This window comes from Saccharomonospora sp. NPDC046836 (assembly GCF_040645195.1).
In the GTDB taxonomy this organism is placed as follows: Bacteria; Actinomycetota; Actinomycetes; order Mycobacteriales; family Pseudonocardiaceae; genus Prauserella_A.
Map to the genome: position 1 here is coordinate 1 of NZ_JBEYXW010000027.1, position 24,745 is coordinate 24,745.

Here is a 24,745-nt window from a genome sequence, read left to right on the forward strand (position 1 = left end):
CATGGCGAAGCCGAGCAGGCCGATCGCGAACAGCAGCAGGAGATCCAGCACCTCACCGGCCGCGGCGTAGGCACCGACGCTGGCGAAGAACAGGATGCCCGCGTACAGGTACGGCCGCGGAATCTGCAGCAGCTTGGCCCACACCGGCGCCATCGGCACGTTGATGATCAGCAGCAGCACCAGGCCGATGAACAGGCTCGCGATCAGCGCCCACACCAGGCCCGATTCGCGCTCGAACAGCAACGGACCCGGCTGGATGCCGTACTGCTGGAATGCCGCGAGCATCACCGCGGCCACCGCCGTGGTGGGCAGGCCGAGGGTCAGCATCGTCACCAACGTGCCACCCGCGGTCGCCATCGCGGTGGACTCCGGTCCGGCGACCCCTTCGATGGCACCCTTGCCCCACGCGTCCTTGCGCTTGGACAACCGGCGCTCGGTCACATAGGACATGAACGTGGTCATGTCGGCGCCGCCCGCGGGGATCGCCCCGAACGGGAAACCGATCAGCGGACCACGCAGCCACGGCTTCCATGCCCTGCGCAGATCCTCCTTGGACAGCCACGGCCTGCCGACCGGGATCGGCTTGTCCTGCTTGTGCCGCATGTGCGCGGCCACCCACAGCGCCTCACCGACGGCGAAGATGCCGACCGCGAAGACCACCACCTCGATGCCGTCGGCCAGGTGCAGCGAGCCGAAGGTCAGCCGGGCCTGGCCCGTCATCTGATCCAGCCCGATCAGACCGATCGTCAGCCCGATCAGCAGCGAGGCGAACCCGCGAATGCGCGAGCTGCCCAGGACCGTGGCGGTCGCCGCGAAGGCCAGCACCATGAAGGCGAAGTAGTCGGGCGCACCGATGTTCACCGCGAAGCCGGCAATCAGCGGCGCCAGCAGCACGAGCAGGATGACACCGGAAAGGCCACCGATGAAGTGGCCGATCGCGGCGGCGGCCAGCGCCTGCGCGCCCCGGCCGCTCTTGGCCATCTTGTTGCCCTCGATGGCCACCACGACGGCTGCGCTTTCCCCTGGGGTGTTCAGCAGGATCGACGTGGTGGAGCCGCCGAACATGCCGCCGAAGTAGATACCGGCGAACATGATGAACGCGCCAGTGGGGTCCAACCCGTAGGTCACCGGCAGCAGCAGGGCCACCGCCATCGCGGGACCGATGCCGGGCAGCACGCCGACCGCCGTGCCCAGCAGCACGCCGATCGCGGCGAACAGCAGGTGCGACGGCGTGAGCGCGGTCGCGAAACCGGAAAGCAGATTCGACAGATCCATCGGCTACAGCACCCCCATCAGCGGGCCGCCAGGCAGCGGAACGCCGAGCAGTTCGTTGAACGCGAGCCAGGTCACCACGGACACGACTGCCGCGATGAGCGGATCCCGCACATGGTTACGGCTGCCAAGGGCGTAGGCCGCGCCCCAGAACATGATCGCCGACGAGATCGGGAACCCGACGAGATCGATGAGGGCGGCGTTGGCCAGGAACGCGCCCGCGAGCTTGAGCAGGGTCGGCCAGTCGGCCGGTGTGGACAGATCGACGTCCTCACCGCCCTCCGCCTCGCCCCGCCCGCCCCGTAACACGTCGCGGGCCAGCAACCCGGCGACCAGCACGAGCATGGAGCCGACCACGACCGGCACGGCCTGCGGCCCGAGTGGCCCACGCTGAGTGAAATCAGTGGCGATCGTGAGCGCGTCGGCCAGCACGAGCACGCCGAGAGCGAACAGCAGCAGACACAGACCGAGTTCGGAATGCGTTCGCCACCAGCTGGCCGGCTGCTCCTTCTGCTCCTGCTCTTCCACAGTGGACGGTGTGCTCATGCCGTTCCCTCCGCGACTTTGCGCGCCAACGTGATCGTGTCGACAGGACGCTCCTCGCGAACCACAGTCACCTCATCGCCAACGGCGTCCCGCCGCCCCGATAGCGGGCCTGACGGCAAGGCGCGCGCCTTGTAGGCGCCTTGACGGCCACGGCTTGACACTGCATTCCTCATGCCAGACCCAGCTCCCTCAGCACCCCGGCCACCCGTTCGTTCTCGGCGGCAAGGAACGCGTCGAACTCGGCACCGACCTGGAAGGCGTCACCCCAGCCGTTGAGCCGCAGCGCCTCCTTCCACTGCTCGGTGCCGTGCAGCTCGGTGAACAAGTTGATCAGCTTCTCCCGGTCGGCCTCGGAAAGCCCGGGCGGCGCGACGACGCCACGCCAGTTGGTGAAGCTGACGTCGACGCCGGCCTCCTGAAGCGTGGGCGCGTCAATACCGTCGACACGCTCAGGGCTGGTCACGGCCAGCGCACGGAGCTCACCGGCATCGATCTGGTCGCGGGTCTCACCGATACCGGAGACACCGAAGGCGACCTTGCCGCCGAGCACCGACGCCATCAGTTCGCCACCGCCGTCGAAGGGCACATAGTTGACGTCCCTCGGCGGCAGGCCGATGGCCTTCGCGGTCAGCATCGGCGCGAGATGGTCGGGGCCGCCCGGCGACGAGCCGCCACCCACCGGCAGCGCGCCCGGGTTGGCCTTCCACGCCTCCAGCAACTGGTCGATCGTCTGGTACGGCGAGTTCTTGCCGACCACGATGATGTCGGCTTCCTCGGTCAACTTCGCAATCGGCGTGGTGTCCTGAAGCGACGCCGGCGAGGAGTTCGTGTAGACCGAACCGACCACACCGAGGCCCATCGACATCGCGAGCTTGCCGTTGCCGCGCTCGCCGACGAGCCTGCCGAGGCCGACGGTGCCGCCGGCACCGGGCAGGTTGAACACCTCGGTGGTGCCGTTGAGGCCGTCCTCCTCGATGATCTTCACGGCGGTACGGGCTGTGATGTCGTAGCCGCCGCCGGGAGTGTTGGGAACCATGATGCGCAGGCCGCGGATCTGCGTGCCCGTGTCGTCGCTACCGGAGCCGACGAGCGGCGGTACCAGTAGCACCAGCAGCGCCGCACCGAGCACCGCCAGCCACGCTTTCGGATTTCTCATTGCCACCTCGTTGTGAAGGCTGCGCAAGCGTCTGGACAGCCTGTTACCACCTCTGTAGTGCTGCCGGACATGGTGCAACGCGCCACGTGTGAAGTCTCGGTTACGGGCGTATCGGTACTTGTGGTCTTTGTGGTCACGCGGGGCGGGCGCCCGCGGAGTGTCATAGTGATGCGATGGGCGCGAAGGGATCACTGGCGCGGCAGCTGCTCGGTTGGTTGCTGGCCATCGTATTCGCGCTGCTCGGCTGCGTACTGGTGTTCTCGATGATCGAGTCGAACGACAACTTCGCCGACAGCGAGGGCCGCAGGCTGTTGTCCGTCGCGGAGAACGTCGCCGCCACGCCGGGCGTTCGGGTCAGCCTCGCGGACCCGGTGAACCGGGACCCGCTGCCCAGCTTCGCCGAGAGTGCCCGCAGCCTGTCCGGCGCCGACTTCGTGACCATCGCCGACCCGAACCACCAGGTGCTGACCTCGCCGGATCCGACCCAGCTGCGCACGACCCTGCCGCTGGGCGAGAGCACGGTCACCCAGGGCAGGGCGTGGGTCGGCGTGGTCGACGACTCGCTTGTGGCCCACGTACCGGTGATCGGCAACGACGGCGCGATGCTCGGCATCATCGCGGCGGGCAAGGCGCGACCCGGCTTCTTCGAGGGCATCGCCGACCGGCCCTCCGACGCGCTCCTGCTGCTCGGCATCGCCACGGTGCTCGGCATCGCAGGCTCACTGTTCCTCGCCTGGCGGGTCAAGCAGCAGACACTCGGGCTCGAGCCACGGGAGATCACCGGACTGGTCGAGCACCGCGAAGCGTTGCTGCACGGCATCAAGGAAGGCGTGCTCGGGCTCGACCAGCAGCAACGGATCACCCTGGTCAACGACCACGCGCGGGAACTGCTCGCGCTGCCTGCCGATTGCCTCGGGACCCGGATCGACGAGCTGGACGTCAACGAGCGGCTGCGCGATGTGCTGACCGGCCGTGCGAGCGGCGCCGACCAGATCGTGCTGCGAGCCGGCCGGGCGCTGGTGATGAACCGGATGCCGATCGCGCGCGACGGCCGCGAGCTCGGCGCCGTAGTGACTCTGCGCGACCGTACTGAGCTGATCGCGCTGCGTGAGGAACTCGCCGCGAGCTCCCGCACCACCGACACGCTGCGTGCGCAGGCGCACGAGTTCACCAACCGGCTGCACACCATCGCCGGGCTGATCGAGCTGGGCGAGTACCACGAGGCGCGCCAGTACGTGAACCTGGTGAGCCGCGCTCATGACGAATGGCACGAGCAGGTGAGCGCGCGGATCCGCGACACGGCCGTTGCCGCTCTGCTGATCGCCAAGGCGAGCCTCGCGGCCGAGCAGAACGTCGGCATCCGGCTCACTGACGACAGCGGGCTCGACGATGTCGACGAGCACCTGTCGGCCGACCTGGTGACCGTGGTGGGCAACCTGGTGGACAACGCGCTCGACGCCCTGCGTGGTGCCGGTGGCGACGACTGGATCGAGGTCGCCATCCGGCAGGACGAGGCCGCCGTGTCGGTGGTCGTCCGTGACTCGGGCCCCGGCGTAGCCCCGGGGATCGCGACGGAGGTGTTCGCCCACGGCTTCACCACGAAGGCTGCCGAGCACGGCGGTCCCCGCGGGCTCGGGCTGGCGCTGACGCGGCAGATCTGCATCCGCCGTGGCGGTACGGTCGAGGTCCACAACGCAGGCGGGGCGGTGTTCACGGCAGTGCTGCCCTTCGATCACGCTCGCACGAAGGTGGCTCGATGATGAGGGTGCTCGTGGTCGACGACGACTTCATGGTCGCGAAGGTCCACAGTGGATACGTTGAGCGAACGCCCGGATTCACCGTGGTGGGCGCCGCCCACACGGGTGGTGATGCACTGCATGCGGTCCGCGAGCTCGCGCCGGATCTCGTGCTGCTGGACATCTACCTGCCCGACATGGACGGCCTCGCCGTGCTGCGCGAGCTGCGCAATAACCCGTCCACAGTGGATACTGACGTCATCGTCATCACGGCCGCACGAGACGTGGACACGATCCGGGGCGCGATGCGCGGTGGCGCACTGCATTACCTCATCAAGCCGTTCTCCTACGCCGCGCTGCGTGACCAGCTGGAGCACGTCGGCTCACTGCACGAGAAGCTCGCCAGGCTCTCGGCAAGGGTGACCGCAGGACAACAGGATGTCGACGACGTCTTCGGTGCCCGGCCACGCAGCACGAGTGTCCTGCCCAAGGGCCTCACGGCGCAGACCGCGGAGCTGGTGCGTGCGGCACTCGTCGCGCATCCGGACGGTCTTTCGGCGAGCGAATGCGCACGCGTGACAGAACTTTCGCGGCCGAGCGCCCGCCGCTATTTGGAACATTTCGTGGCGGCGGGGCGTGCGGAAGTGCGCCTGCGCTACGGCGGAACAGGCAGGCCAGAGCGCCAGTACCACTGGCGTAATTGACAACGCAATCACCGGAAAGTGCGTCCACTTCCCCGTGCGAATTCGCTGACCTGATGTCAAGGTCGTGATGGGAGTCGCGAAAAGTCGGGGAGGCAGATCGCGTGGAATTATTGCTGCGCAGTTTCGGCGTACTGATACCAATTGGGGTGCTGGCGCTGCCGTTCGCGCTGCTCGCCTGGCGGCAGCTGGCGCTGCGGCGGAGCCGCCGGATGCCGAGCCGGGTCGCGGTGACCACGGCCGGACTCGATGTGACGATCGTGCTGCTGGGCCTGCTGGTGCTGGGTGTGGTGGCGATGCCGTTACCGGGCCCCGACGGGGTGAACCTCATGCCGGGCACGGATCTGACCATCGCACTGACCGAGAACGACTCGTTCTGGCAGGTCGCCGCGAACATCGCCCTGCTGCTGCCGTTCGGGGTGCTGCTGCCACTGCGCTGGGCGTGGTGGCGCTCGGGCCACCGGGTGACGATCGCCGCACTGCTCGTCTCGATCGGCATCGAGTCAATGCAGTACCTGGTGGGTGTTGGCAGGGTCGCCTCCACCGACGATGTCCTGCTGAACACCGTCGGCGCGGCAGCCGGAATCGCGCTGCTGCGGAGGCTGACACCCGCAACTCCGCGGATCCCCGCGCAGCGCACGCGCGAGACCCCACGGGTCAGCGCTCGAAATGCACGCTCAGACCGTCCAGAATGGAATGAAGAACGGAAAAATATTCGCGATCAATTGCACTCTAATCGCCGAACCGGCCACCCCGGCCACGTTTGAGGTCGCTACGACGCTTCTTCTGCGCGAGCCGCCGTTCCTGGGACCCGCGCGTCGGCTTCGTCGGGCGCCGTTTCCCCGGTGGTGGGGCAGCGGCCTCCCGCAGCTGCGCGAGCAGCCGCGCTCTGGCCGCTTCGCGGTTACGCAGCTGGGCACGATGCTCGCTCGCCACGATCGTGAGCACGCCGTCGACCAGTCGCTTGCCCAGCCGCGCGAGCAGCCGGGCGCGCAGATCCTCCGGCACCGACGGCGAGTGCGCGAGGTCGAACGACAGTTCCACCCGCGACGATGTCGTGTTGACACCCTGCCCACCGGGACCGGACGAGCGGGAGAACCGTTCGCGCAGCTCGGCGTCGGGAATCACCAGCCGCCGGGTGACGCGGAGGTCAGAACCTGGGGTGGTCACCGGTCAGCACAGCACGCGGGCCGTCCGGCTTCTCGGCAGGCCGCACATCACCGAGCACCCACGCGGGCACGTGCCGCGCGGTGAGCACCGCCAGTGCCCGATCGACGTCCTCGGGCGAGACGACCGCGACCATGCCGACACCCATGTTGAACGTGCGCTCCATCTCGGCCCTGTCGACGCGGCCGCGCTGGGCGATGAGCGCGAACACCGGCGCCGGTGTCCACGTGCCGCGTTCCAGGGTGGCCGTGAGCCCGCGGGGCATCACGCGCTCCAGGTTCGCGGCCAGCCCGCCGCCGGTGATGTGGGCGAACGTTCGCACATCGGCTTCGGCGGCGAGTGCGAGGCAGTCCTTGGCGTAGATCCGGGTCGGCTCCAACAGCTCTTCGCCGAGCGTGCGGCCGAACTCCTCGACATGCCCCCCGAGCGGCATCCGCGCGATGTCCAGCAGCACGTGCCGGGCCAGCGAGTAGCCGTTGGAGTGCAGGCCGGTCGACCCCATGGCCAGCACCACGTCGCCCGGACGCACCAGTTCGGGACCGAGTACGGCGGAGGCCTCGACGATGCCGACCCCGGTCGCGGAGATGTCGTACTCGTGCTCGCCCATCATCCCGGGATGCTCGGCCGTTTCCCCACCGAGCAGCGCGCAGCCGGACCGGACGCAGCCTTCGGCGATGCCGGAGACGATCGCCGCGACCTTCTCGGGGACCACCTTGCCGACGGCGATGTAGTCCTGCAGGAACAGCGGCTCCGCGCCGGTGACCACGAGGTCGTCGACAACCATCGCGACGAGGTCGATGCCCACCGTGTCGTGCTTGTCCAGCGCCTGCGCGACCGCGATCTTGGTGCCGACGCCATCGGTCGAGGAGGCCAGCAGCGGTTCTTTCCAGCGGCCCGGCTTCAGCGAGAACAGCCCGGCGAACCCGCCGACCCCACCGACCACCTCCGGCCGGGTAGCGCGGGCGGCATGCGGCTTGAGCAGCTCGACGGCGTGGTCACCGGCGTCGATGTCGACTCCGGCTGCGGCGTACGTAGCGCTCGTGGACTCGCTCACGAAGCGGACTCCATCCTCAAACTCGAAAGGCTCGACAAACGGTCAAGGACGCCGAACGGCATCCTCGGCACCGTACCCCGCCGAGGTGACAGGAAGGGATGCCGTCGTCGCTCCGTTGCCGCCCGCGAGGGTTTCCAGCAAATGCTTGCCGATGAGTGCGTCGTCGGGCAACGGGATCGGGTACTCACCGTCGAAACACGCCGCGCAGAGCCGCGAACGCGGCTGCTCCGACGCTGCGACGAGGCTGTCGAGCGAGACGTAGCCGAGCGAATCCGCACCGATGGAACGGCGGATGCCGTCGAGGTCGGCACCGTTGGCCACGAGTTCGGCTCGCGAGGCGAAGTCGATGCCGTAGAAGCACGGCCAGCGCACCGGCGGCGACGCGATGCGCACGTGTACCTCGAGCGCGCCGGACTCGCGCAGCATCCGGACCAGCGCCCGCTGCGTGTTGCCGCGCACGATCGAGTCGTCGACCACGACCAGCCGCTTGCCGCGGATAACCTCGCGCAGCGGGTTCAGCTTGAGCCGGATGCCGAGCTGGCGGATGGTCTGCGACGGCTGGATGAAGGTACGTCCGACGTAGCCGTTCTTGACCAGCCCGGAGCCGTAGGGGATACCCGACGCCTGTGCGTAACCGATGGCGGCAGGCGTACCGGACTCGGGAACCGGGATCACCAGGTCGGCGTCGGCGGGGTGCTCCTCGGCCAGCCTGCGGCCGATCTCCACGCGGGTCGCGTGCACACTGCGGCCCGCGATCGTGGTGTCCGGCCTGGCGAGGTAGACGTACTCGAAGATGCAGCCCTTGGGTTCTGGGTTGGCGAAGCGCGACGAGCGCAGACCCTCGGCGTCGATCGCGATCAGCTCGCCGGGCTCGACCTCGCGGACGAACGAGGCGCCGACGATGTCGAGCGCGGCGGTCTCGCTGGCGACCACCCAGCCGCGTTCGAGCCTGCCCAGCACCAGTGGCCGCACGCCGTGCGGGTCCCGCGCGGCATAGAGCGTGTCCTCGTCGGCGAAGGTAAGGCAGAAGGCGCCACGGATCGTGGGCAGCAGGTCGATCGCGGCGGCCTCGATGCCCTTGTCGGCAGCAGCCGCCGCCAGCAGGCCACAGATGAGATCGGAGTCGGTGGTGGCACCGTTCTTGCCCACCACACCGAGCGCGCGGGCGCGCTCATGGAGCTCATGGGTGTTGACGAGATTGCCGTTGTGTCCCAGCGCGAGCCCGGTGCCTGCCGCGGTGGTGCGGAACACGGGCTGCGCGTTCTCCCAGCTACCGGCGCCGGTGGTGGAGTAACGGCAGTGCCCGACCGCGATGTGCCCCTGCAGCGAGGACAGGGTCTGCTCGTCGAAGACCTGGCTGACCAGGCCGAGATCCTTGAACACCACGATCTGGTTGCCGTCGGAGACCGAGATCCCAGCGGCCTCCTGACCACGGTGCTGCAAGGCATACAGTCCGTAGTAGGTCAGCTTCGCGACGTCCTCGCCAGGCGCCCAGACGCCGAAGACACCGCATTCCTCACGTGGTTCGTTTTCGATCTGCTCGGTGGCGGCTGCCCCAGTGGACGACTGGTCGGTGTGCACCGAAAGGCTCCCTAATTACGAGAACGGGCCGCCTTCAGTGTATGTGTCCCGCAGGCGGCCCGACTCGTGATGTACCGCTCAAACGCCGTGGGTCAAGCAGTGGCCATGAGCCACTTCGCGCGGCCGTTGCCGCTGCGGACCCACGAGCCGCCGGTACGGTTCCCGACCTGTTCGCCGTACGCGTCGTCTGCCAGGCCCAGCAGCTCGTCGACCACGGTGTGCATGGCGCCGGAGGACTGCCACAGGATGCGCTCGGGTTCGACGACGTTCGGCTCCTCGCCGGGCACCCGCATCGCGGTGACGTCGTCCTCGGCATCGAGCCGGACGACGTCGATGACGGTGCCGTGGGCCCGGACACCGACCACGGCGACGATCTCACCCTCGGCATCGCGCGGGTGGACGAAGCGGTAGCCGCGCTCGATCAGGCGGCCCAGCACGTCCTCGACCGGCACGGGTTCACGCGACCATGTCATCGAAATCGCCGTCCTTGGCACCCGCGAGGAACGCCTGGATCTCAGCCCTTGTGTAGACCAGCGCGGGCCCGCGGGGATCACGGGAGTTGCGCATCGCGATCTGCCCGTCGTTGAGTCTCGCCACCTCGACACAGTTGCCGGTGGCGCCGCTGTAGCTGCTCTTTCGCCAAGCCGCATCGCTCAGCAGTTGCGAAGAGATCCCGTTTCGGGTCGCCTCCGACATGATCCTCACCTTCCCGACTTACACCTTGGAGGATGCATCTGCACGTGCATTGACGTGTGCAGGCACCGTAGCACGTGCCAGTGCAGGTGTGAATGCACGTGCAGATGCGAGTTCGCGGACCAACAGGCCTGGTCACCGGTAGTCGGCTCGTCAGCGGACCCGGTACCCGACCCCTGAGCAGGCGCGATATCGGAACACTCGTTACCCGACCCGCAAGACCTTCACGGGAGTGGACACTTTGGGGTGAATACGAAAGTAGGCGGGCAGCCTACGTCTCTGCGCGGATCTTCATGACCAGCTGCCGGGAGCGCTCCGGGGTCTCGGCGTCGACCGCGAGCCGGTCGAGCGAGCGGCCGATCAGCTCGATCTCGTCCGGCCGGTCGAGATACAGACCGCCCGCGATGTGCTCGATGTAGCAGATGTTCGGCAGCTCCGCCTCGGCGAAACGCAGTAGCGTGAACGCGCCTTCGGCCGCGTATCCGCTGCGCCCGTAAGGCACCACCTGCACAGTGATGTGCGGCATGGTGGTGAGCTCCAGCAGTTGGTCCAGCTGCGCGCGGTGCGCGGCACGCCCGCCGATGGGCCGGTGCAGCACCGACTCGTCGACGACCGCCCACAGCCGCGGCGCGTTCGGCCGGAACAGCAGCCGCTGGCGCCGCATCCGCAGGGCCACCCTGCCTTCCTCTGCCGCGCTCGCGTTCTCCGGCAGGCCGTGGGTGACGATCGCGCGGGCGTAGTCCTCGGTCTGCAGCAGGCCGGGCACGAACTGCAGCTCGTAGGTCTGGATCCGGGAGGCGGCTTCCTCCAGCCCGACGAAGTCGTCGAACCACTTCGGCATGAACTCGTTGAACTTCTGCCACCAGCCGGGCTGGTTCGACTGCTTGACGAGTGCGAGGAAGCTGACCCGGTCTTCGAGGTCACCGACCCCGTACATGGTGAGCAGGTCCTCGACGTCGCGCTCCTTGAAGCCGACGCGACCGAGCTCGAGCCTGCTGATCTTGGATTCCGAGGCGCGGATGTGGTAGCCGGCGTCGGCCCTGCTGATGCCGGCGCCTTCGCGCAAGCGGCGCAGCTGAGCGCCGAGGATCATCCGGCGTGCGGTGGGGCCGCTCGCCTGGTCGCCCGCAGACGCCTCGACCGGAGCCATGACCCGGATTCCAACCCTCTCGTCGCCGATTTGCCCAAGACCAGCCATCGTACCGGAGGGAACAAGGCGGTCACACAAAGTACGCAGGGCTCATGTCGCGGTACCGCCGTTTACCGTTACCGCACGAGCTCCTACCCTACGTATGGTCCGCGACACTCCAGACGTGCGTTGTGAGGTTTCCCATGACCGGCCCCGCGCCCAAGTCCGAACGCGTTCCGGTCGGCGTCGACCCGACCCGCGCGAGCATTGCCCGCGTCTACGACGCGTTCCTCGGCGGCAAGGACAACTACGAGATCGACCGCGAGGTGTTCCGCGGTGTGCAGAAGGCCGCCCCGGAAGCGCAGGACCTCGCACTGGAGAACCGCGGCTTCCTGATTCGCGCGTGCCGCTTCTTCGCGCTGCAGACCGGTATCACGCAGTACCTCGACCTCGGATCGGGGCTGCCGACCGCCGAGAACACGCACCAGGTCGTGCAGCGCGCCCTGCCTGACGCCAGGGTCGTCTACGTCGACAACGACCCGGTGGTGCTCGCGCACGGGCGCGCGCTGCTCGAGGAGAACGACAACACCCACTTCGTGGCCGAGGACATCTTCAAGCCGCAGGACATCCTCGGCAACGAGACCGTCCGTAAGCACATCGACTTCAACGAGCCGCTCGTGCTGCTGCAGCTGGGCACGCTGCACCACTACGAAGGCCCTGCCGAGAACCCGGCCAAGATCATGCGTGAGTACATCGACGCGCTGCCGTCGGGCTCCTTCGTCGCGATCAGCCACTTCCTCGATCCGGAGAACGAGCACAGCTCCGTCGCCAGGAAGATGGAGGAGATGTTCCGGCACAGCCCGATGGGCTCCGGCACCTTCCGCACGCTGCCCGAGATCGAGGAGCTCTTCGACGGGCTGGAACTGATCAGGCCCGGCGTGGTCCGCTGCGCCGACTGGTGGCCGGACGGCCCGCAGATCAAACCGCTGAACCAGGTCCAGCACTGCATTGCCGGCGGCATCGGCCGCAAGCCCTAGAGCGCGTCTGAGGATTGTCCTCCGTGCGAGCGGTGATCCAGATGCAGGTGTCCTGCGGGACACCCGCGCCCAGGATCAGCAAGGCGGAGGAGGGAGCCATGACGGAGTCATGGTGACTGACGACAACGCGGCGAGGCGCCATCTGGGCACCGCGCAGCCGGTACGCGATAGTCCTCAGACGCGTTCCTAGAGACGCACAATCGGCAACCAGTGCGAGAGGTCGGCACGCACCCCCGACGCACTGATCCGCCCCTCAGCGACGGCATCACTCCACTGTAGACGCCCGGTGGCGAGTTCCAGCCAGGTGCGCGGGTCGGTCTCGATGACGTTGGGCGGGGTGCCTCTGGTGTGCCGGGGACCCTCCACACACTGCACGGCGGCGAACGGCGGCACCCGTACCTCGACACTGCGCCCCGGCGCGACCTGCGCCAGCGTGCGCAGGCTCAGCCTGACCGCACTCGCCAGTTGCGGGCGGGCCGGCTCCGGCGCAGATCCGGTCAGCCACTCCGCTACCGCAGCGACGGCGGATCGTAACTCAGCGGGGTCGACCGAACGCGATGTGGGCATGGTCCAACAGTAGAGTGATGAATGAGACGAAGGCACGGCAGGAACGCGGGGTTGCACATGGCGCAGCGGGATGAGGCAGACCGGCTGGTACCCGACGAACCCGCGGTGAACAGGAAACCCAAGATCACCAAGGAGATGCGGGCCAACGCCAGGGCCAACCCGAACAGCTGGCTTTACGTGATCGACGAGGCGTTCGATCCCAACGGCCGCGTGCCGTCCTGGGCCGTTGTCGGGGCGTACCCGGTGAACGCCAACGGCGACGTGGTCGAGGACTTCCATCCCAACGATCGATACCGCCCTTCGCCGAAGGCACTGGGCTACCCGGAGCCCGCCAACGACCTCGAGCGGCTGCTGCAACTGGTCCGGACCCGGCACCGTCCTGCCGAGGACCTGCCCTCGGTGATCCTCGACTCGACCCTGTTCGTCTACGCCATCTCGCCGGTGCAACGCACCGTCATCGGCTTCCACAACACCGACGGCCGCGTGATGGTGCCTGCCTACACCACGAAGTCACTGGTACCGGCCGAGTGGCCGCATGCCCGCGCCGTGCTCGGCAGGGACATCGTCGAACTGCTCGGCGGGCAACCGCTCGTGCTCAACCCGCACGACATCGTGACCGCGGTCGTACCGGCCGAACATCTGGAACACGCGCTCACGCAGGAGGGGTAACCCCGCTGCGGGGGAACTCTATGGGGTGACACCCGGTCGCCGAAATGGCCTGGTCCAGGCAGGGTAAACGGACAAGGCGGACGGGCGAAGGGGTGTCAGTCAGGTGAAGTGTCGCAGCATCGTCGCGTGTTTCGCGGTCGCGGTGGTTACCACCGGTTCGCTCACCTATGGCGGTGGCCAGGCCGCGGCCGCCGACTACCGGGGCGCCGCCGAGCGCCACGCGGGCTCGCAGATCGCACTGCACGAAGGTGTCGACAGCAGCCTTCTGCCAGAGGCCTACACCACCGCGGCAGGCGTACTCGGCCACGACGTCAGCGGCTGGCAGGGCGATGTCGACTGGGCAGATGCAACGAAGGCGGGCGCGAAGTTCGTCTACATCAAGGCGACCGAGGGCACCGGCTTCAAGAGCGACCACTTCACACAGCAGTACAACGGTTCCTACGCCGCCGGCATGATCCGCGGTGCATACCATTTCGCTCGTCCCGACATCTCCGGCGGTGCCGAGCAGGCACGCTACTTCCTGCGCAACGGCGGCGGGTGGAGCCCGGATGGGCGCACCCTTCCCGGTGCGCTGGACGTGGAGTACAACCCCTACGGCGACACCTGTTACGGCAAGGGACCAGCTGCAATGGTCGCCTGGATCAAGGATTTCTCGGCGACTTATGCCGCACAGACCGGCCGTGATCCGGTCATCTACACCTCCACCAGCTGGTGGAAGAAATGCACTGGCAACAGTGCCGAATTCGGCGATACCAACCCGCTGTGGCTCGCGCGGTACGCGACTCAGATCGGCGAGTTGCCTGCCGGATGGCCAACGCAAACCATCTGGCAGTTCTCGGATTCCGGCCGACTACCCGGTGATCAGAATTACTTCAACGGCAGTCCCGACCGGCTCGCGGCATTGGCCGAAGGGTGAGCCAGAAAGTGATTCACACCGGCGCCTACCAGGTATTTTTCACCCCCGGAATTGACCACTGTAGCGGATAATTCATGCCAACTAGTGACAAGCAGTCGACTTACCGATAACAATCGAAACCCGAACGGTTCCCTGTTACACCGTTCGGAGCGAGGGCAAATGTTGATCGTGAAGGGATATGCCGAATGTCCACCGCACGAAGAATCTGGCGGCGGGTTGTTACCGCCGCCGTCGTCGGCTCCACCGGCGCGCTCCTGCTCAGCGCGCTGACCCCGGCCGGCGCCGCCACCAAGGAGGACGGTGGTGCCGCCCGGTACATCAACAGCATGTCGGTCGACGAGTACGTCCAGAGGTACGACCACGCGATGGGCTCGCAGATCGCGAAAGTCGAGGGAGATGACTCGACCGCACAGACCAATGACACGGGGGAGCAGCCGCTGCTGAGGTTCAACGCCGCTGTCCTCCAGGCGAAGCCCACACTCGCGGGTATCGACGTGAGTGGCCACCAGCGCAACGTGGACTGGGGGCACTGGTGGCGCCAGGGCAAGCGGTTCGCCTACGTCAAGGCGACCGAGGGGACCGGCTTCAAGAACCCGTACTTCAGCCAGCAGTACAACGGCTCGTACCGGGTGGGCATGATCCGCGGTGCGTACCACTTCGCGCTGCCGAATCGCTCGTCCGGTGCGGCGCAGGCCAACTACTTCGTGAACAACGGCGGCGGCTGGTCGGATGACGGCAAGACGCTGCCCGGTGCGCTGGACATGGAGTACAACCCCTACGGCGCGGCCTGCTATGGCAAGAGCCAGCGATCCATGGCGGCGTGGATCCGCGACTTCCACGACACCTACTTCGAGCGCACCGGTCGCTGGCCGGTCATCTACACCTCGACCAGCTGGTGGAACAGGTGCGTGGGTAGGGCGCAGAGCTTCGGCAACACCGTGCCGCTGTGGATAGCGAGGTACAACACGTCCATCGGCGCACTGCCGCACGGCTGGAGCTTCCACACGTTCTGGCAGCACACCTCCAAGCCGATCGACCAGAACCGCTTCAACGGGGCCCACACCCGGCTCCAGGCCCTGGCCGGCGGCTGATCCACATCGAACAAACGCGAGGCTCCCTCTCCAGCGCGACCGGAGAGGGAGCCTCGTGCTGCGGATGATCTTTTCACCAGGCACAATGCGGGCTGGTCGACGCAGTGGCTGGGGGAACCACACCTTCTTCGACGGCGTCCCACTACCCGAGTGCGCCACCGGGGAGCGCCGCGACTGACGGAAGGTTTGACGATGACGTATCCACCTCAACCTGGGCAGCCCTATGGCCAGCAGCCCAACCCGTACGGTCAAGGCGGCTACCAGCAGCAGGGTGGCTATCCACAGCAGGGTGGTTACCCGCAGTCCGGCGGGTTTCCACAGCAAGATGGCGGCCAGTACCAGCAGGGTGGTTACCAGCAGTCCGGCGCGTTCCCGCAGCAGGACGGTCAGTACCAGCAGCAGTACGGCTACCCCCAGGGCGGTGGCTACGGCCCTCAGCCCCCGAAGAAGAAGACCGGGCTCTGGATCGGCCTTTCGGCCGCGGCCGTTGTCGTCATCGCATTCGTGATCACCGCATTCGTTGCCCCCGGGTTCCTGCTCGCCGACGACAACGACAACAACGCGAGCGGCACCGAGCAGAACGCCGACCAGAGCACCGAGACAGGGACCGGCGGGGCCACAGCGCTGGCCCAGCAGATCATCGACGGGTTCAACAACCAGGACTCCTCGGCACTGCAGGCGTTGAAGTGCCCCAGCGGGGAGTCCGACATCGACGAGGTCATCGGCTACGCCAGCCAGGTCGAGCGCGCCGAGCTCGGCGATGTCACGGAGAACGGTGACACGGCGACGGCGACCGCGACGATCAGCGTGGCCGGGGAGCCGATGTCCGCCAGCAGCGAGCTCGCCAAGGACGGCGGCGAGTGGTGCTGGCAGAGCGTCTCACTGGGGAGCGACCCGGGTTCCTCGACGGACACCTACCCCACCGACGGTGCCGACTCGACCGACAGTGCCGACTCGAGCGGCAGCCCCGGCAGTGCGAGTGAGGCCGACAGCATCATCGCGGAGTTCGTCGACGCGCTGAACGCGGGCGACTCCTCCGCCGCGTTCGGCCTGATGTGCAACGGCGCGCAGAGCCTGAGCGAGGACAGCGTCAACGAGGCGACGAGCGGCTCGGCGAGCCTCACCCCCGACAGCGCGATGGAGACGGCGGGCCAGTACGCGGCCTCGGTCACCGGCACCCTGAACGGCGAGGAGGCCTACGGCGGTGTCGCGGCCGCGATGATGGGCGGCGAGTTCTGCATCACCGCCTTCACGGTCATCTAGGACCATCTAGGACCGACCGGGCACCGGCAGGCGTGCGCCTGCGTAGCGGGGACGCATGATGAGAGCCGCGACGTAGTAGGTGCATGGCCTGTCGGACCGGTTGGCGTAGGTGAGCGTGACATCGGCGGCCAGATAGATCGAGTCACCCGCGTCCAGCACGATGGTCTGGTCGCCGTCGATGGTCAGCTCCACCGTTCCGGACTCGACGACGATGTACTCGTGTGAGCCAGGGGCGTAAGCCGGGTAGGTACCCGGCTCGCACCCCGGCGGCAGCGTCGAGGAGATCAGTTCGAAGTTCACCCCCGGTACTACTGGGGTGAGGATCGTGCGTTGCCAGCCGCCCGGCTCGTCCACGACGTCCTGCTCGGCGGCCCTGCGCACGATCACCCGGCCTGCATCCGGCTCGGCGACCAGCGCCGGCAGGGGAACGCCGAGCCCGACCGCGATCCGGTCGAGTACCACCACGGTGGGCGCCTTGTCACCCCGCTCGACCGCCGACAGCATGCTCACGCTGACAGCCGATGCCTCGGCGAGGTCCTGCAACGTCATGCCGCGGTCGCGGCGGATCCCTTGAATACGCTGGCCGAGTACCACGAGGTCCATTTACGCTATCGTAGTGGATGTTTCCCCTATAGAGAAAACGGCTTCGAGCGAGCAGCTTCGTGCGGCGACGACGGCCGACCTGCCGGAGATCGCGGAGATCTTCGCGCACTACGTGCAGCACAGTGTCGCCACGTTCGCATTCGAACCGCTGACCATCGGCGAGTGGCAACAGCGGCTCGCCGCTGTCATCGGGGCCGGGTTGCCGTTCCTGGTCGCCGAACAGGACGGCCGGGTCGCCGGTTACACGTACTGCTCGCCGTGGCGGACGCTGCCCGCGTACCGGCGCACGGTGGAGGATTCGATCTACCTGGCGCCGGGGGTACGTGGCCGTGGTCTCGGCGGCACGCTACTGGACGCGCTCCTCGCGGGCTGCGCGGCAGCCGGCGTCCAGGAGGTGATCGCCGTCATCGCCGACAGCGGCGACCCCTCGTCGCTGCAGCTACACCGGCGCCGTGGGTTCACGGAAGCAGGAAGGCTGCGGCGGGTCGGTTACAAGCACGACCGCTGGCTGGACACCGTGCTGCTCCAACGGAGTCTGGTGCCCTCCCCGCAAACGGCATAAGGAGACCCGTGTCAAGCCGCGGCAGTCAAGGCGACCACAAGGCGCGCGCCTTGCCGCAGACCCGCTATCGGGGCGGCGGGGCGCCCTTCTCACCCTGGTTCGTGAGGAGCGGCCTGTCGACACGATCGCATTCGCGCGCAAAGTCGCGGAGGAGGCGGCATGATCGGCTTAGATAGCCCGCATGCGTCGCGTGCGGATCGTCTGGAAGTCACCACTGGTAGGCACCATCCTGTGCGCTGTGGTGCTGGTGCTGAGCATCAGCGCATGGCTGCTCACCGATGGACGGACAAGCAGTAGCGAGGCACTACGCACCGGCGGGCTCGCCGGGGGTGCTGTCGTCGCGCTGTACGCGCTGTGGCTCAACGACCGGCGCCGCCGGATCGAGGAAGCCCGCCAGGACATCGAGCGCCAGCGACATGAGCTGGAGGGCAGCCGGATCTCCGACGAGCGCTTCGCCCGCTCGGTCGAGCTACTCGGCCACGCCGCCGACCAGGTCCGGGTGGGCGCCATGCACGCACTCGCCGGCCTCGCACGCAGCCGCACAAGCTATGCGCAGACGGTGCTCGACGTGCTCTGTGCCTACCTGCGCCGACCGTTCACCCATCCTCGCTTCGAAGCCAAGAACCGGCCCACAGACGAGGAGGCCGAGCGCGAGCTACAGGTCCGGCTCACCGCACAGCGCCTCATCTTTGATCTGCTGCCCGATGCTGGGAAGGCCGACGCCCCGAGCTACGACCTCGATCTGACCGGCGCCGCGCTCGAGTACCTCGACCTGTCCGGCCGCAAGCTCGGCAGCGTGATCCTGCGCTACGCCTACCTGCACAGCAGCACCAACCTCAGCGACTGTGAGTTCACCGGCCCCGTGTGGTTCACGGCCGCCAGCACGGGAACGGGCCGGCTCTCCGGACGCTTCCGCTGCCAGCAGGCGACGTTCCACGAGCGCGCGTGGTTCAGCGGGACCACGTTCAACTCCGTCGCCGACTTCGCCGGCACCACGTTCCAGGGCGAGGCGAGTTTCAAGGACGCGGTGTTCGGCGGCGAGGCCGTGTTCGGTCAGACCTCGTTCGGCACGGGGCTCGACCTACGGCGGACCCGCTTCGCAGCGGAGCTGGACCTCTGCTGGAAGGCGGACCCGCCGTGGTACACAGTGGACGGTGCCGTGGTCGACAGGCCGCATGCCGTGGCGCTGCCGCCGGGTTGCTCCGTCGTGGAGCAGCGCGACGAAACGGGACGCCTCGCCAGGGCAACGACCTAGACTGACGTCCTAGGCCTCGAACAGCGCGGGAAGCGTGCCTTCCCACGCGGAACGCAGCTCGTCGAGGCCGAAGGTCGTCACGTCCTGGATCTCCAGCGCGCCGGACTCCGGGTCGGCCACACCGGTCTTGCGCCACGGCAGGCCCCGCGCGCTGCACATCTCGGTGAACCGCAGCTCCTCCGAGCGCGGCACGGCGACCAGCACGCGACCGGCCGACTCGGAGAACAACTGCACGAACGGGTCGGAATCCTGGTCGAGCACCAGCCGCGCACCACACTGTCCAATCAGGACCATCTCCACAATGGCCTGTGCCAGGCCACCGTCGGAGAGGTCGTGTGCCGCGGAGATCATTCCGTCGCGCGAACCGGCGACCAGGATCTCGGCGAGCAACCGCTCGCGCTCGAGGTCGACCTTGGGAGGCAGGCCACCAAGGTGGCCGTGCATGACCTGGGCCCACGCCGACCCGCCGAACTCGTCGTGGGTCTCGCCGAGCAGCAGCAGGCTTTCGCCTGCCTCCGCGCCGATTCCGGTCGGGATGCGCCGCTTCACATCGTCGATCACGCCCAGCACGCCGACGACCGGCGTCGGCAGAATGGCCGTGTCCCCGGTCTGGTTGTAGAAGCTGACGTTGCCACCGGTGACCGGGACGCCGAGCTGCGCACAGCCGTCGGCCAGCCCGTGCACGGCCCGCTCGAACTGCCACATCACGCCCGGGTCGGTCGGCGCTCCGAAGTTGAGGCAGTTCGTCACCGCTACCGGCAGCGCACCACCCGCCGCGACGTTGCGGTAGGCCTCGGCAAGCGCCAGCTGCGTGCCCGCGTAGGGGTCCAGGTAGACGAACCGGCTGTTGCAGTCGGTCGACACGGCGACACCGCGACCGGTCGACTCGTCGATCCGGATCACCCCGGAGTCGGCGGGCTGTGCGAGCACGGTGTTGCCCCGCACGTAGCGGTCGTACTGCTGGGTGACCCATTCCTTGGACGCCAGGTTCGGCGAGGAGATCAGCTTCAGCACCGTCTCGCGCAGTTCGTCCGGAGTGGACGGACGAGGCAGCGAGGCGGGGGTGTCCGCCTGCACGGCGTCCTGCGTGGCAGGCCTTGCGTAGGGGCGGTCGTAGACGGGACCCTGATGCGCGACGGTGCGCGGCGGAACGTCGACCACGGTCTCCCCGCGCCAGCTGATCACCAGCCGGTCGCCGTCGGTGACCTCACCGATCTCGGTGGCGATGACGTCCCACTTGCGGCACACAGCCATGAAGGCGTCCACATCGGACGGAGCAACCACGGCGCACATCCGCTCCTGCGACTCACTGGAGAGGATCTCCGCGGCGGTCATTCCCTTGGCACGCAGGGGAACCCGGTCGAGATCGATGTACATGCCACCGTCACCGGCCGCGGCCAGCTCGGAGGTGGCACACGACAGGCCGGCTCCGCCGAGGTCCTGGATGCCGACGACCAGCTTCTTCGCGAACAGCTCGAGGCAACACTCGATGAGGACCTTCTCGGTGAACGGGTCGCCGACCTGCACGCTCGGCAGCTTCTTGCGGCCGCCCGCGGTCTCGTCGCCGGAGAAGGAGTCGCTCGCGAGCACGGAGACGCCGCCGATGCCGTCGAGCCCGGTGCGCGCACCGAACAGGATGATCTTGTTGCCGGTGCCGGACGCGTGCGCCAGATGCAGATCCTCCACCCGCATCGCACCCACGCACAGTGCGTTCACCAGCGGGTTACCCGCGTAGCTCGAGTCGAACACGACCTCGCCACCGATGTTGGGCAGGCCGAGGCAGTTGCCGTAGCCGGCGATACCGGCCACGACACCCGGCAGCACCCGGCGGGTGTCCGGCGCGTCGGCGGGGCCGAACCGCAGCGGGTCGGCGACGGCCAGCGGGCGCGCGCCCATGGCCAGGATGTCTCGGACGATACCGCCGACACCCGTTGCCGCGCCCTGGTAAGGCTCCACATAGGACGGATGGTTGTGGCTCTCCACCTTGAACGTGACCGCCCAGCCATCGCCGACGTCGACCACACCGGCGTTCTCCCCGATGCCGGCGAGCATCTTCGCCTGCATCTCCTGGGTCGTGGTCTCGCCGAAGTAAGCGAGGTGCCTCTTGGACGACTTGTACGAGCAGTGCTCGCTCCACATCACCGAGTACATGGCGAGCTCGGCATCGGTCGGCCTGCGACCGAGGATCTCGCGGATTCGCGCGTACTCGTCATCGGCGAGGCCGAGTTCGAGGTAGGGCTGCGGAAGGTCAGGTGTCTCCGCGGCGTGTGCGGTGGTGTCGATGACCGGCGTTTCGACGTCAGGGTGTGCCACGGACACCAGGGTAGCCGGGGAAAATCGGTCGCCATCGCCGCAGGTCATTCGTAACGTTGGGCGACGTGCCCGAAAAGCTCTATCCGGCCCCGGCGGTACGGCTCCCTGAGCATCCGACGCCGGCCGGGTTCCTCCGCGCCGTACTGCGCAGCCGCCCATGGCTGGCCACCGGCGCCACAGTTTTCGGCGCACTGTGGCTCGTCCCCGGGGCGCTGCTGCCGCTGGCCGTCGGCCAGGCCATCGACGCGGGCATCGCGGGCACTGACACCTCGGCGCTGCTCGCACTCGTGGGCGTGATCGTCGGTATCGGCCTTGCGCAGGCGGTGTGCGGGAGCACGCTGAGTTTCCTCGCCTTCGGCATGTGGCTGCACGGAGCGTCGGCAACACAACGCCTGGTGACGGCGCACTCCGCCCGTCTCGGCGCGGCGTTGCGCCAGCAGACGACGACCGGCGAGGTGCTCGCGATCACCTCGGCCGACATCAACAAGATCGGCAACGCCTACGAGGTCCTCGGCAGGGTCGTTGGCTCGATCGTGGCGTTCCTCACGGTCGGCGTCGTGCTGCTCGGCTACTCGCCACTGCTGGGCACGGTCGCCCTGATCGGCGTGCCACTGGCCGTCGCCGGAATCGGTCCGCTGATCGCGCCGTTGCAGCGCAAGATCGACGCGCAACGCGAGCAGCGCGCGGCGGTGAACGCACTGGGCGCCGACATCGTGTCCGGACTCCGCATCCTGCGTGGCATCGGTGGAGAACGGCAGTTCCTCGACCGGTTCCGCGCGGCGAGCCAGCGGGTGCGCAGCACCGGCGTGGCCGTGGCGCGCAGCGAATCGTGGCTCGTGGGCGCCGAGGTACTGCTGCCCGGTCTGGTCACGGTGGTCATCACCTGGCTCGGCGCACGCCTGGCCATGTCCGGCACCATCACGGTCGGCGAGCTCGTCGCCTTCTACGGCGCCTCGGCATTCCTGGTGATTCCGGTCAGCACGGCCACGGAGGCCGCGGGGGTGTGGACGGCGGCGTTCGTCGGCGCGCGCAGGGCGTGCCGGATCCTCAACCTGCGCCCGCTGCTCGCCGAGCCGGCAGCGCCGGTGACGCTGCCCGATGGACCGCTGGAACCCCACGACGCCGAAACCGGGTTCACCGCTGTGGCGGGCAAGCTCACGGTCATCGACGCCGGTCCGGCAGGTGAGGCGCTCGCCTCACGCCTGGCGCGCTTCACCGACAGCACTCAACCTGTGTTGCTCTCCGGCATCCCCGTGAACCGGGTCGCGCTGGCCGAGCTACGCGCCAGGGTGGTGTATGCGCACAACCAGGACCTGTGGTTCTCCGGCGTCCTCGGCGCCGAGGTGGCTCCGGCGCGGCCGAGCGAAGTGCCGGTCGAGACGGCGCTGTGGGCGGCCGACGCGCACGACATCCTCGATGCGTTGCCTGACGGCCTCGCCGAGCGGCTCGGTGAGCGTGGCCGGGAGATCTCGGGTGGGCAGCGGCAACGGCTGAGCCTCGCGCGGTCGCTGGCCACCGATGCCGATGTGCTGCTCCTCGACGAGCCGACCTCGGCCGTCGACGCCCACACCGAGGCCCGGATCACCGAGCGGGTCGCGACCCTGCGCCGGGGCAGGACGACGGTCGTGTTCAGTCAGAGCCCCCTGTGGGCCGCGGTCGCGGACGAGGTCGTGACACTGTGCAGCTGAAGCTTCCGCTGGCCACCCGAGCCGACGCACGCCAATGGGCGCTGACCACCCTGCGAGCCAACCGCCGGGACTTCGCGTGGGTACTCGGGCTGTTCGGGCTCGCGGCGGTCGCCGGCCTCGCCGGACCGCAGATCCTCGGGCACCTGGTGAACCAGGTGGCGAGCGGCGCCACGACGTTCGGCGTTGACCTGCTCGCGCTGATCTTCGTCGGCATCCTGCTGGTGCAGGCCGTGCTGAAGCGAGTCGCGCGGGTACGCGCAGGCGTGCTCGGCGAGCGCGTGCTCGCGCGGACACGCGAGGACCTGGTCGGCGAGGCGCTGCGGCTGCCACTGGGCACGGTCGAGGCAGCCGGCACCGGTGACCTGCTCAGCAGGGCTACCTCGGACCTCGAGCGCGTCGACCACGCGACCCGCAACGCGGTGCCGGAGATCACGATCGCGACGATCACCGTGCTACTCACCGTCGTCGCGATGGTGATCACCTCGCCGCTGCTCGCGCTCGGGCTGCTGGTGGCCGTGCCGGTGCTGCTGTGGCCGACGCGGTGGTACTGGCGCGCCGCACCACCGGAGAACGAGCGGATGCTCGACGCCTGGTCGGCCGTGCAGTCCGGTACCCACGAGACGGCGGAGGGCGCGCGGACAGCCGAGGCACTCGGCCTCATCGGCAGGCGGATAACCCTCGGTGAGTCCGCCCTGCAGAAGGCACTCGGCCGCGAACGCCGGTTACGCGTGCTTGAGACCAGGTGGATCCCGTGCCTCGAGCTATCCCACGCGTTGCCGATCGCCGCCATCCTGCTGCTCGGCGGCTGGGCGTACACGCACGACCTGGTGGAGCTCGGCACGATCACCACGATGTTGTTGTATGCCCAGGCTCTCGCGGCTCCGCTGGACGAGCTGCTCTGGTGGGTGCAGGACCTGACGGTGTCGGTGACGGCGGCGCGGCGCGTGCTGGGTGTGCGGAGCACTCCGCGGCCTCAGACGGGCGGCTCGCCGACAGGCCGCGACATCGAGTTGCGCGAAGTGCGTTTCGCCTACCCGGCGGGGCGGGAGGTGCTGCACGGCATCGACCTGCGCATTTCGCGCGGTGAACGGCTTGCGGTCGTGGGGCCCTCCGGTGCGGGCAAGTCGACGCTGGGCCGGTTGCTGGCCGGGGTCGCCGCACCGACGAGCGGCTCGGTCGCGATCGGTGGCGCGGAGGTCTCGGCGTTGCCGGACGACGTGCTGCGTGGCGAGGTGCTGCTGTTGACGCAGGAGCAGCACGTGTTCAGTGGGACGCTGCGCGAGAACCTGGTGCTGCCCGGCAATGGTGACTGGACTGACGGGCAGCTGCTCGATGCGCTCGGCGCTGCGGGTGCGCTGGAGTGGGCTCGGGGGTTGCCGGACGGCTTGAACACCGGGCTCGGCACGGGTGCGCATGCGGTACCCGCGGCGGTGGCGCAGCAGCTCGCGCTGGCACGGGTGGTGCTCGCCGATCCGCACACGCTCGTGCTCGACGAGGCGACGTCGCTGCTGGACACCTCGTCGGCGCGTGAGCTGGAACGGACATTGGCGCGGGTGCTGGCCGGGCGCACGGTGATCGCGATCGCCCACCGGCTGCACACCGCGGCCGCGGCCGACCGGGTCGCCGTCGTCGAGGACGGGCGGATCACCGAACTCGGCAGCCATGCGGAGCTACTCGCCGCGGACGGTCCCTACGCCCGCCTCGTCCAAGCCGCACACGGAGGCTGAAAAGCACCCAACCTCTGGC

24 protein-coding genes are annotated in these 24,745 nt (G+C 68.3%); 12 read left to right on the forward strand and 12 right to left on the reverse strand.

Annotated elements, in window-relative coordinates; translation table 11 throughout:
• From ABZ863_RS25580 to ABZ863_RS25590, 3 genes are all read right to left on the reverse strand, one after another.
• Window positions 1-1,275, reverse strand: a 1,275-nt coding sequence (locus ABZ863_RS25580; protein WP_358540313.1) for a tripartite tricarboxylate transporter permease, incomplete at its 3' end; no start/stop codon positions are given.
• 3 nt (window positions 1,276-1,278) lie between these two features.
• Complete coding sequence (locus ABZ863_RS25585) at window positions 1,279-1,818, reverse strand: tripartite tricarboxylate transporter TctB family protein (protein ID WP_358540316.1); 540 nt, start codon at window positions 1,816-1,818, stop codon at window positions 1,279-1,281.
• 169 nt (window positions 1,819-1,987) lie between these two features.
• Window positions 1,988-2,974 (reverse strand): tripartite tricarboxylate transporter substrate binding protein, encoded by a 987-nt coding sequence (locus tag ABZ863_RS25590; RefSeq protein WP_358540319.1) that lies wholly within the window; start codon window positions 2,972-2,974, stop codon window positions 1,988-1,990.
• Between the two features lie 173 nt (window positions 2,975-3,147).
• Between ABZ863_RS25590 and ABZ863_RS25595 the strand changes: the two genes are divergently transcribed.
• The 3 genes from ABZ863_RS25595 to ABZ863_RS25605 all read left to right on the forward strand — a co-directional run bounded on the left by ABZ863_RS25595 (window position 3,148) and on the right by ABZ863_RS25605 (window position 6,178).
• Window positions 3,148-4,734, forward strand: a complete 1,587-nt coding sequence (locus tag ABZ863_RS25595) for a sensor histidine kinase (protein ID WP_358540322.1) — start codon at window positions 3,148-3,150, stop codon at window positions 4,732-4,734.
• Window positions 4,731-5,414, forward strand: a complete 684-nt coding sequence (locus ABZ863_RS25600; protein ID WP_358540325.1) for a response regulator — start codon at window positions 4,731-4,733, stop codon at window positions 5,412-5,414. Before ABZ863_RS25595 ends, ABZ863_RS25600 begins: the two co-directional genes overlap by 4 nt.
• Before the next feature lie 101 nt (window positions 5,415-5,515).
• On the forward strand, window positions 5,516-6,178 hold the full coding sequence (locus tag ABZ863_RS25605) for a VanZ family protein (RefSeq protein WP_358540328.1): 663 nt from the start codon (window positions 5,516-5,518) through the stop codon (window positions 6,176-6,178).
• Here ABZ863_RS25605 and arfB read toward each other — a convergent pair.
• The 6 genes from arfB to ABZ863_RS25635 all read right to left on the reverse strand — a co-directional run bounded on the left by arfB (window position 6,144) and on the right by ABZ863_RS25635 (window position 11,056).
• Window positions 6,144-6,581 carry an alternative ribosome rescue aminoacyl-tRNA hydrolase ArfB gene (gene arfB, locus ABZ863_RS25610; RefSeq protein WP_358540331.1) on the reverse strand — a complete coding sequence of 146 codons (438 nt, stop codon included), beginning with the start codon at window positions 6,579-6,581 and terminating at the stop codon, window positions 6,144-6,146. The two genes, ABZ863_RS25605 and arfB, sit on opposite strands and share 35 nt — an antisense overlap.
• Window positions 6,562-7,632 (reverse strand): phosphoribosylformylglycinamidine cyclo-ligase, encoded by a 1,071-nt coding sequence (gene purM / locus ABZ863_RS25615; protein WP_358540334.1) that lies wholly within the window; start codon window positions 7,630-7,632, stop codon window positions 6,562-6,564. The genes arfB and purM overlap by 20 nt, the downstream gene beginning before the upstream one ends.
• Before the next feature lie 42 nt (window positions 7,633-7,674).
• Window positions 7,675-9,213: an amidophosphoribosyltransferase gene (purF, locus tag ABZ863_RS25620; RefSeq protein ID WP_358540337.1), complete on the reverse strand. Its 1,539-nt coding sequence runs from the start codon at window positions 9,211-9,213 to the stop codon at window positions 7,675-7,677.
• Window positions 9,214-9,305: 92 nt separating this feature from the next.
• Window positions 9,306-9,686 (reverse strand): hypothetical protein, encoded by a 381-nt coding sequence (locus ABZ863_RS25625; RefSeq protein ID WP_358540340.1) that lies wholly within the window; start codon window positions 9,684-9,686, stop codon window positions 9,306-9,308.
• Window positions 9,670-9,909, reverse strand: coding sequence for a DUF397 domain-containing protein (locus tag ABZ863_RS25630; protein WP_358540343.1), 240 nt, complete (start codon window positions 9,907-9,909; stop codon window positions 9,670-9,672). Before ABZ863_RS25630 ends, ABZ863_RS25625 begins: the two co-directional genes overlap by 17 nt.
• A 268-nt stretch (window positions 9,910-10,177) precedes the next feature.
• A complete protein-coding gene (locus ABZ863_RS25635; RefSeq protein WP_358540346.1) occupies window positions 10,178-11,056 on the reverse strand; it encodes a helix-turn-helix transcriptional regulator in 879 nt (292 codons plus the stop codon).
• 182 nt (window positions 11,057-11,238) lie between these two features.
• On the opposite strand from ABZ863_RS25635, the gene ABZ863_RS25640 reads away from it, so the two are divergent.
• On the forward strand, window positions 11,239-12,072 hold the full coding sequence (locus ABZ863_RS25640; protein ID WP_358540349.1) for an SAM-dependent methyltransferase: 834 nt from the start codon (window positions 11,239-11,241) through the stop codon (window positions 12,070-12,072).
• Window positions 12,073-12,258: 186 nt separating this feature from the next.
• Here ABZ863_RS25640 and ABZ863_RS25645 read toward each other — a convergent pair whose 3' ends face one another.
• Complete coding sequence (locus ABZ863_RS25645; RefSeq protein ID WP_358540351.1) at window positions 12,259-12,639, reverse strand: sterol carrier family protein; 381 nt, start codon at window positions 12,637-12,639, stop codon at window positions 12,259-12,261.
• 57 nt (window positions 12,640-12,696) lie between these two features.
• Here ABZ863_RS25645 and ABZ863_RS25650 point away from each other — a divergent pair, with 57 nt between their 5' ends.
• The 4 genes from ABZ863_RS25650 to ABZ863_RS25665 all read left to right on the forward strand — a co-directional run bounded on the left by ABZ863_RS25650 (window position 12,697) and on the right by ABZ863_RS25665 (window position 16,578).
• Window positions 12,697-13,308 (forward strand): type VII secretion system-associated protein, encoded by a 612-nt coding sequence (locus tag ABZ863_RS25650; protein WP_358540353.1) that lies wholly within the window; start codon window positions 12,697-12,699, stop codon window positions 13,306-13,308.
• 142 nt (window positions 13,309-13,450) lie between these two features.
• Window positions 13,451-14,224: a lysozyme gene (locus tag ABZ863_RS25655; RefSeq protein WP_358540542.1), complete on the forward strand. Its 774-nt coding sequence runs from the start codon at window positions 13,451-13,453 to the stop codon at window positions 14,222-14,224.
• A gap of 185 nt (window positions 14,225-14,409) precedes the next feature.
• The gene (locus ABZ863_RS25660; RefSeq protein WP_358540355.1) at window positions 14,410-15,315 is read left to right on the forward strand and encodes a lysozyme; all 906 of its coding nucleotides are present in this window, start codon (window positions 14,410-14,412) and stop codon (window positions 15,313-15,315) included.
• A gap of 192 nt (window positions 15,316-15,507) precedes the next feature.
• Window positions 15,508-16,578, forward strand: coding sequence for a hypothetical protein (locus ABZ863_RS25665; protein WP_358540357.1), 1,071 nt, complete (start codon window positions 15,508-15,510; stop codon window positions 16,576-16,578).
• A gap of 6 nt (window positions 16,579-16,584) precedes the next feature.
• Here ABZ863_RS25665 and ABZ863_RS25670 read toward each other — a convergent pair whose 3' ends face one another.
• Complete coding sequence (locus ABZ863_RS25670; protein WP_358540359.1) at window positions 16,585-17,181, reverse strand: XRE family transcriptional regulator; 597 nt, start codon at window positions 17,179-17,181, stop codon at window positions 16,585-16,587.
• Window positions 17,182-17,194: 13 nt separating this feature from the next.
• Between ABZ863_RS25670 and ABZ863_RS25675 the strand changes: the two genes are divergently transcribed.
• Both ABZ863_RS25675 and ABZ863_RS25680 read left to right on the forward strand, forming a co-directional pair.
• The gene (locus ABZ863_RS25675) at window positions 17,195-17,743 is read left to right on the forward strand and encodes an N-acetyltransferase family protein (protein WP_358540361.1); all 549 of its coding nucleotides are present in this window, start codon (window positions 17,195-17,197) and stop codon (window positions 17,741-17,743) included.
• Between the two features lie 181 nt (window positions 17,744-17,924).
• A complete protein-coding gene (locus tag ABZ863_RS25680; RefSeq protein WP_358540363.1) occupies window positions 17,925-18,998 on the forward strand; it encodes a pentapeptide repeat-containing protein in 1,074 nt (357 codons plus the stop codon).
• Between the two features lie 9 nt (window positions 18,999-19,007).
• On the opposite strand, the gene purL is transcribed toward ABZ863_RS25680, so the two are convergent.
• Window positions 19,008-21,311, reverse strand: a complete 2,304-nt coding sequence (gene purL / locus ABZ863_RS25685; RefSeq protein WP_358540364.1) for a phosphoribosylformylglycinamidine synthase subunit PurL — start codon at window positions 21,309-21,311, stop codon at window positions 19,008-19,010.
• Between the two features lie 65 nt (window positions 21,312-21,376).
• On the opposite strand from purL, the gene ABZ863_RS25690 reads away from it, so the two are divergent.
• Together ABZ863_RS25690 and ABZ863_RS25695 are read left to right on the forward strand one after the other, a co-directional pair.
• On the forward strand, window positions 21,377-22,999 hold the full coding sequence (locus tag ABZ863_RS25690; RefSeq protein WP_358540366.1) for an ABC transporter ATP-binding protein: 1,623 nt from the start codon (window positions 21,377-21,379) through the stop codon (window positions 22,997-22,999).
• On the forward strand, window positions 22,990-24,726 hold the full coding sequence (locus ABZ863_RS25695; RefSeq protein WP_358540368.1) for an ABC transporter ATP-binding protein: 1,737 nt from the start codon (window positions 22,990-22,992) through the stop codon (window positions 24,724-24,726). Before ABZ863_RS25690 ends, ABZ863_RS25695 begins: the two co-directional genes overlap by 10 nt.
• Window positions 24,727-24,745: the final 19 nt, after the last annotated feature.

What these genes read in the sequence shown, in the direction of transcription:
- ABZ863_RS25585 (WP_358540316.1), bottom strand. Translation starts at nt 1,818, where the DNA reads ATGAGCACACCGTCCACTGTGGAAGAGCAGGAGCAGAAGGAGCAGCCG.
- ABZ863_RS25590 (WP_358540319.1), bottom strand. Translation starts at nt 2,974, where the DNA reads ATGAGAAATCCGAAAGCGTGGCTGGCGGTGCTCGGTGCGGCGCTGCTG.
- ABZ863_RS25595 (WP_358540322.1), top strand. Translation starts at nt 3,148, where the DNA reads ATGGGCGCGAAGGGATCACTGGCGCGGCAGCTGCTCGGTTGGTTGCTG.
- ABZ863_RS25600 (WP_358540325.1), top strand. Translation starts at nt 4,731, where the DNA reads ATGATGAGGGTGCTCGTGGTCGACGACGACTTCATGGTCGCGAAGGTC.
- ABZ863_RS25625 (WP_358540340.1), bottom strand. Translation starts at nt 9,686, where the DNA reads ATGACATGGTCGCGTGAACCCGTGCCGGTCGAGGACGTGCTGGGCCGC.
- ABZ863_RS25630 (WP_358540343.1), bottom strand. Translation starts at nt 9,909, where the DNA reads ATGTCGGAGGCGACCCGAAACGGGATCTCTTCGCAACTGCTGAGCGAT.
- ABZ863_RS25635 (WP_358540346.1), bottom strand. Translation starts at nt 11,056, where the DNA reads ATGGCTCCGGTCGAGGCGTCTGCGGGCGACCAGGCGAGCGGCCCCACC.
- ABZ863_RS25640 (WP_358540349.1), top strand. Translation starts at nt 11,239, where the DNA reads ATGACCGGCCCCGCGCCCAAGTCCGAACGCGTTCCGGTCGGCGTCGAC.
- ABZ863_RS25645 (WP_358540351.1), bottom strand. Translation starts at nt 12,639, where the DNA reads ATGCCCACATCGCGTTCGGTCGACCCCGCTGAGTTACGATCCGCCGTC.
- ABZ863_RS25650 (WP_358540353.1), top strand. Translation starts at nt 12,697, where the DNA reads ATGGCGCAGCGGGATGAGGCAGACCGGCTGGTACCCGACGAACCCGCG.
- ABZ863_RS25660 (WP_358540355.1), top strand. Translation starts at nt 14,410, where the DNA reads ATGTCCACCGCACGAAGAATCTGGCGGCGGGTTGTTACCGCCGCCGTC.
- ABZ863_RS25665 (WP_358540357.1), top strand. Translation starts at nt 15,508, where the DNA reads ATGACGTATCCACCTCAACCTGGGCAGCCCTATGGCCAGCAGCCCAAC.
- ABZ863_RS25670 (WP_358540359.1), bottom strand. Translation starts at nt 17,181, where the DNA reads ATGGACCTCGTGGTACTCGGCCAGCGTATTCAAGGGATCCGCCGCGAC.
- ABZ863_RS25680 (WP_358540363.1), top strand. Translation starts at nt 17,925, where the DNA reads ATGCGTCGCGTGCGGATCGTCTGGAAGTCACCACTGGTAGGCACCATC.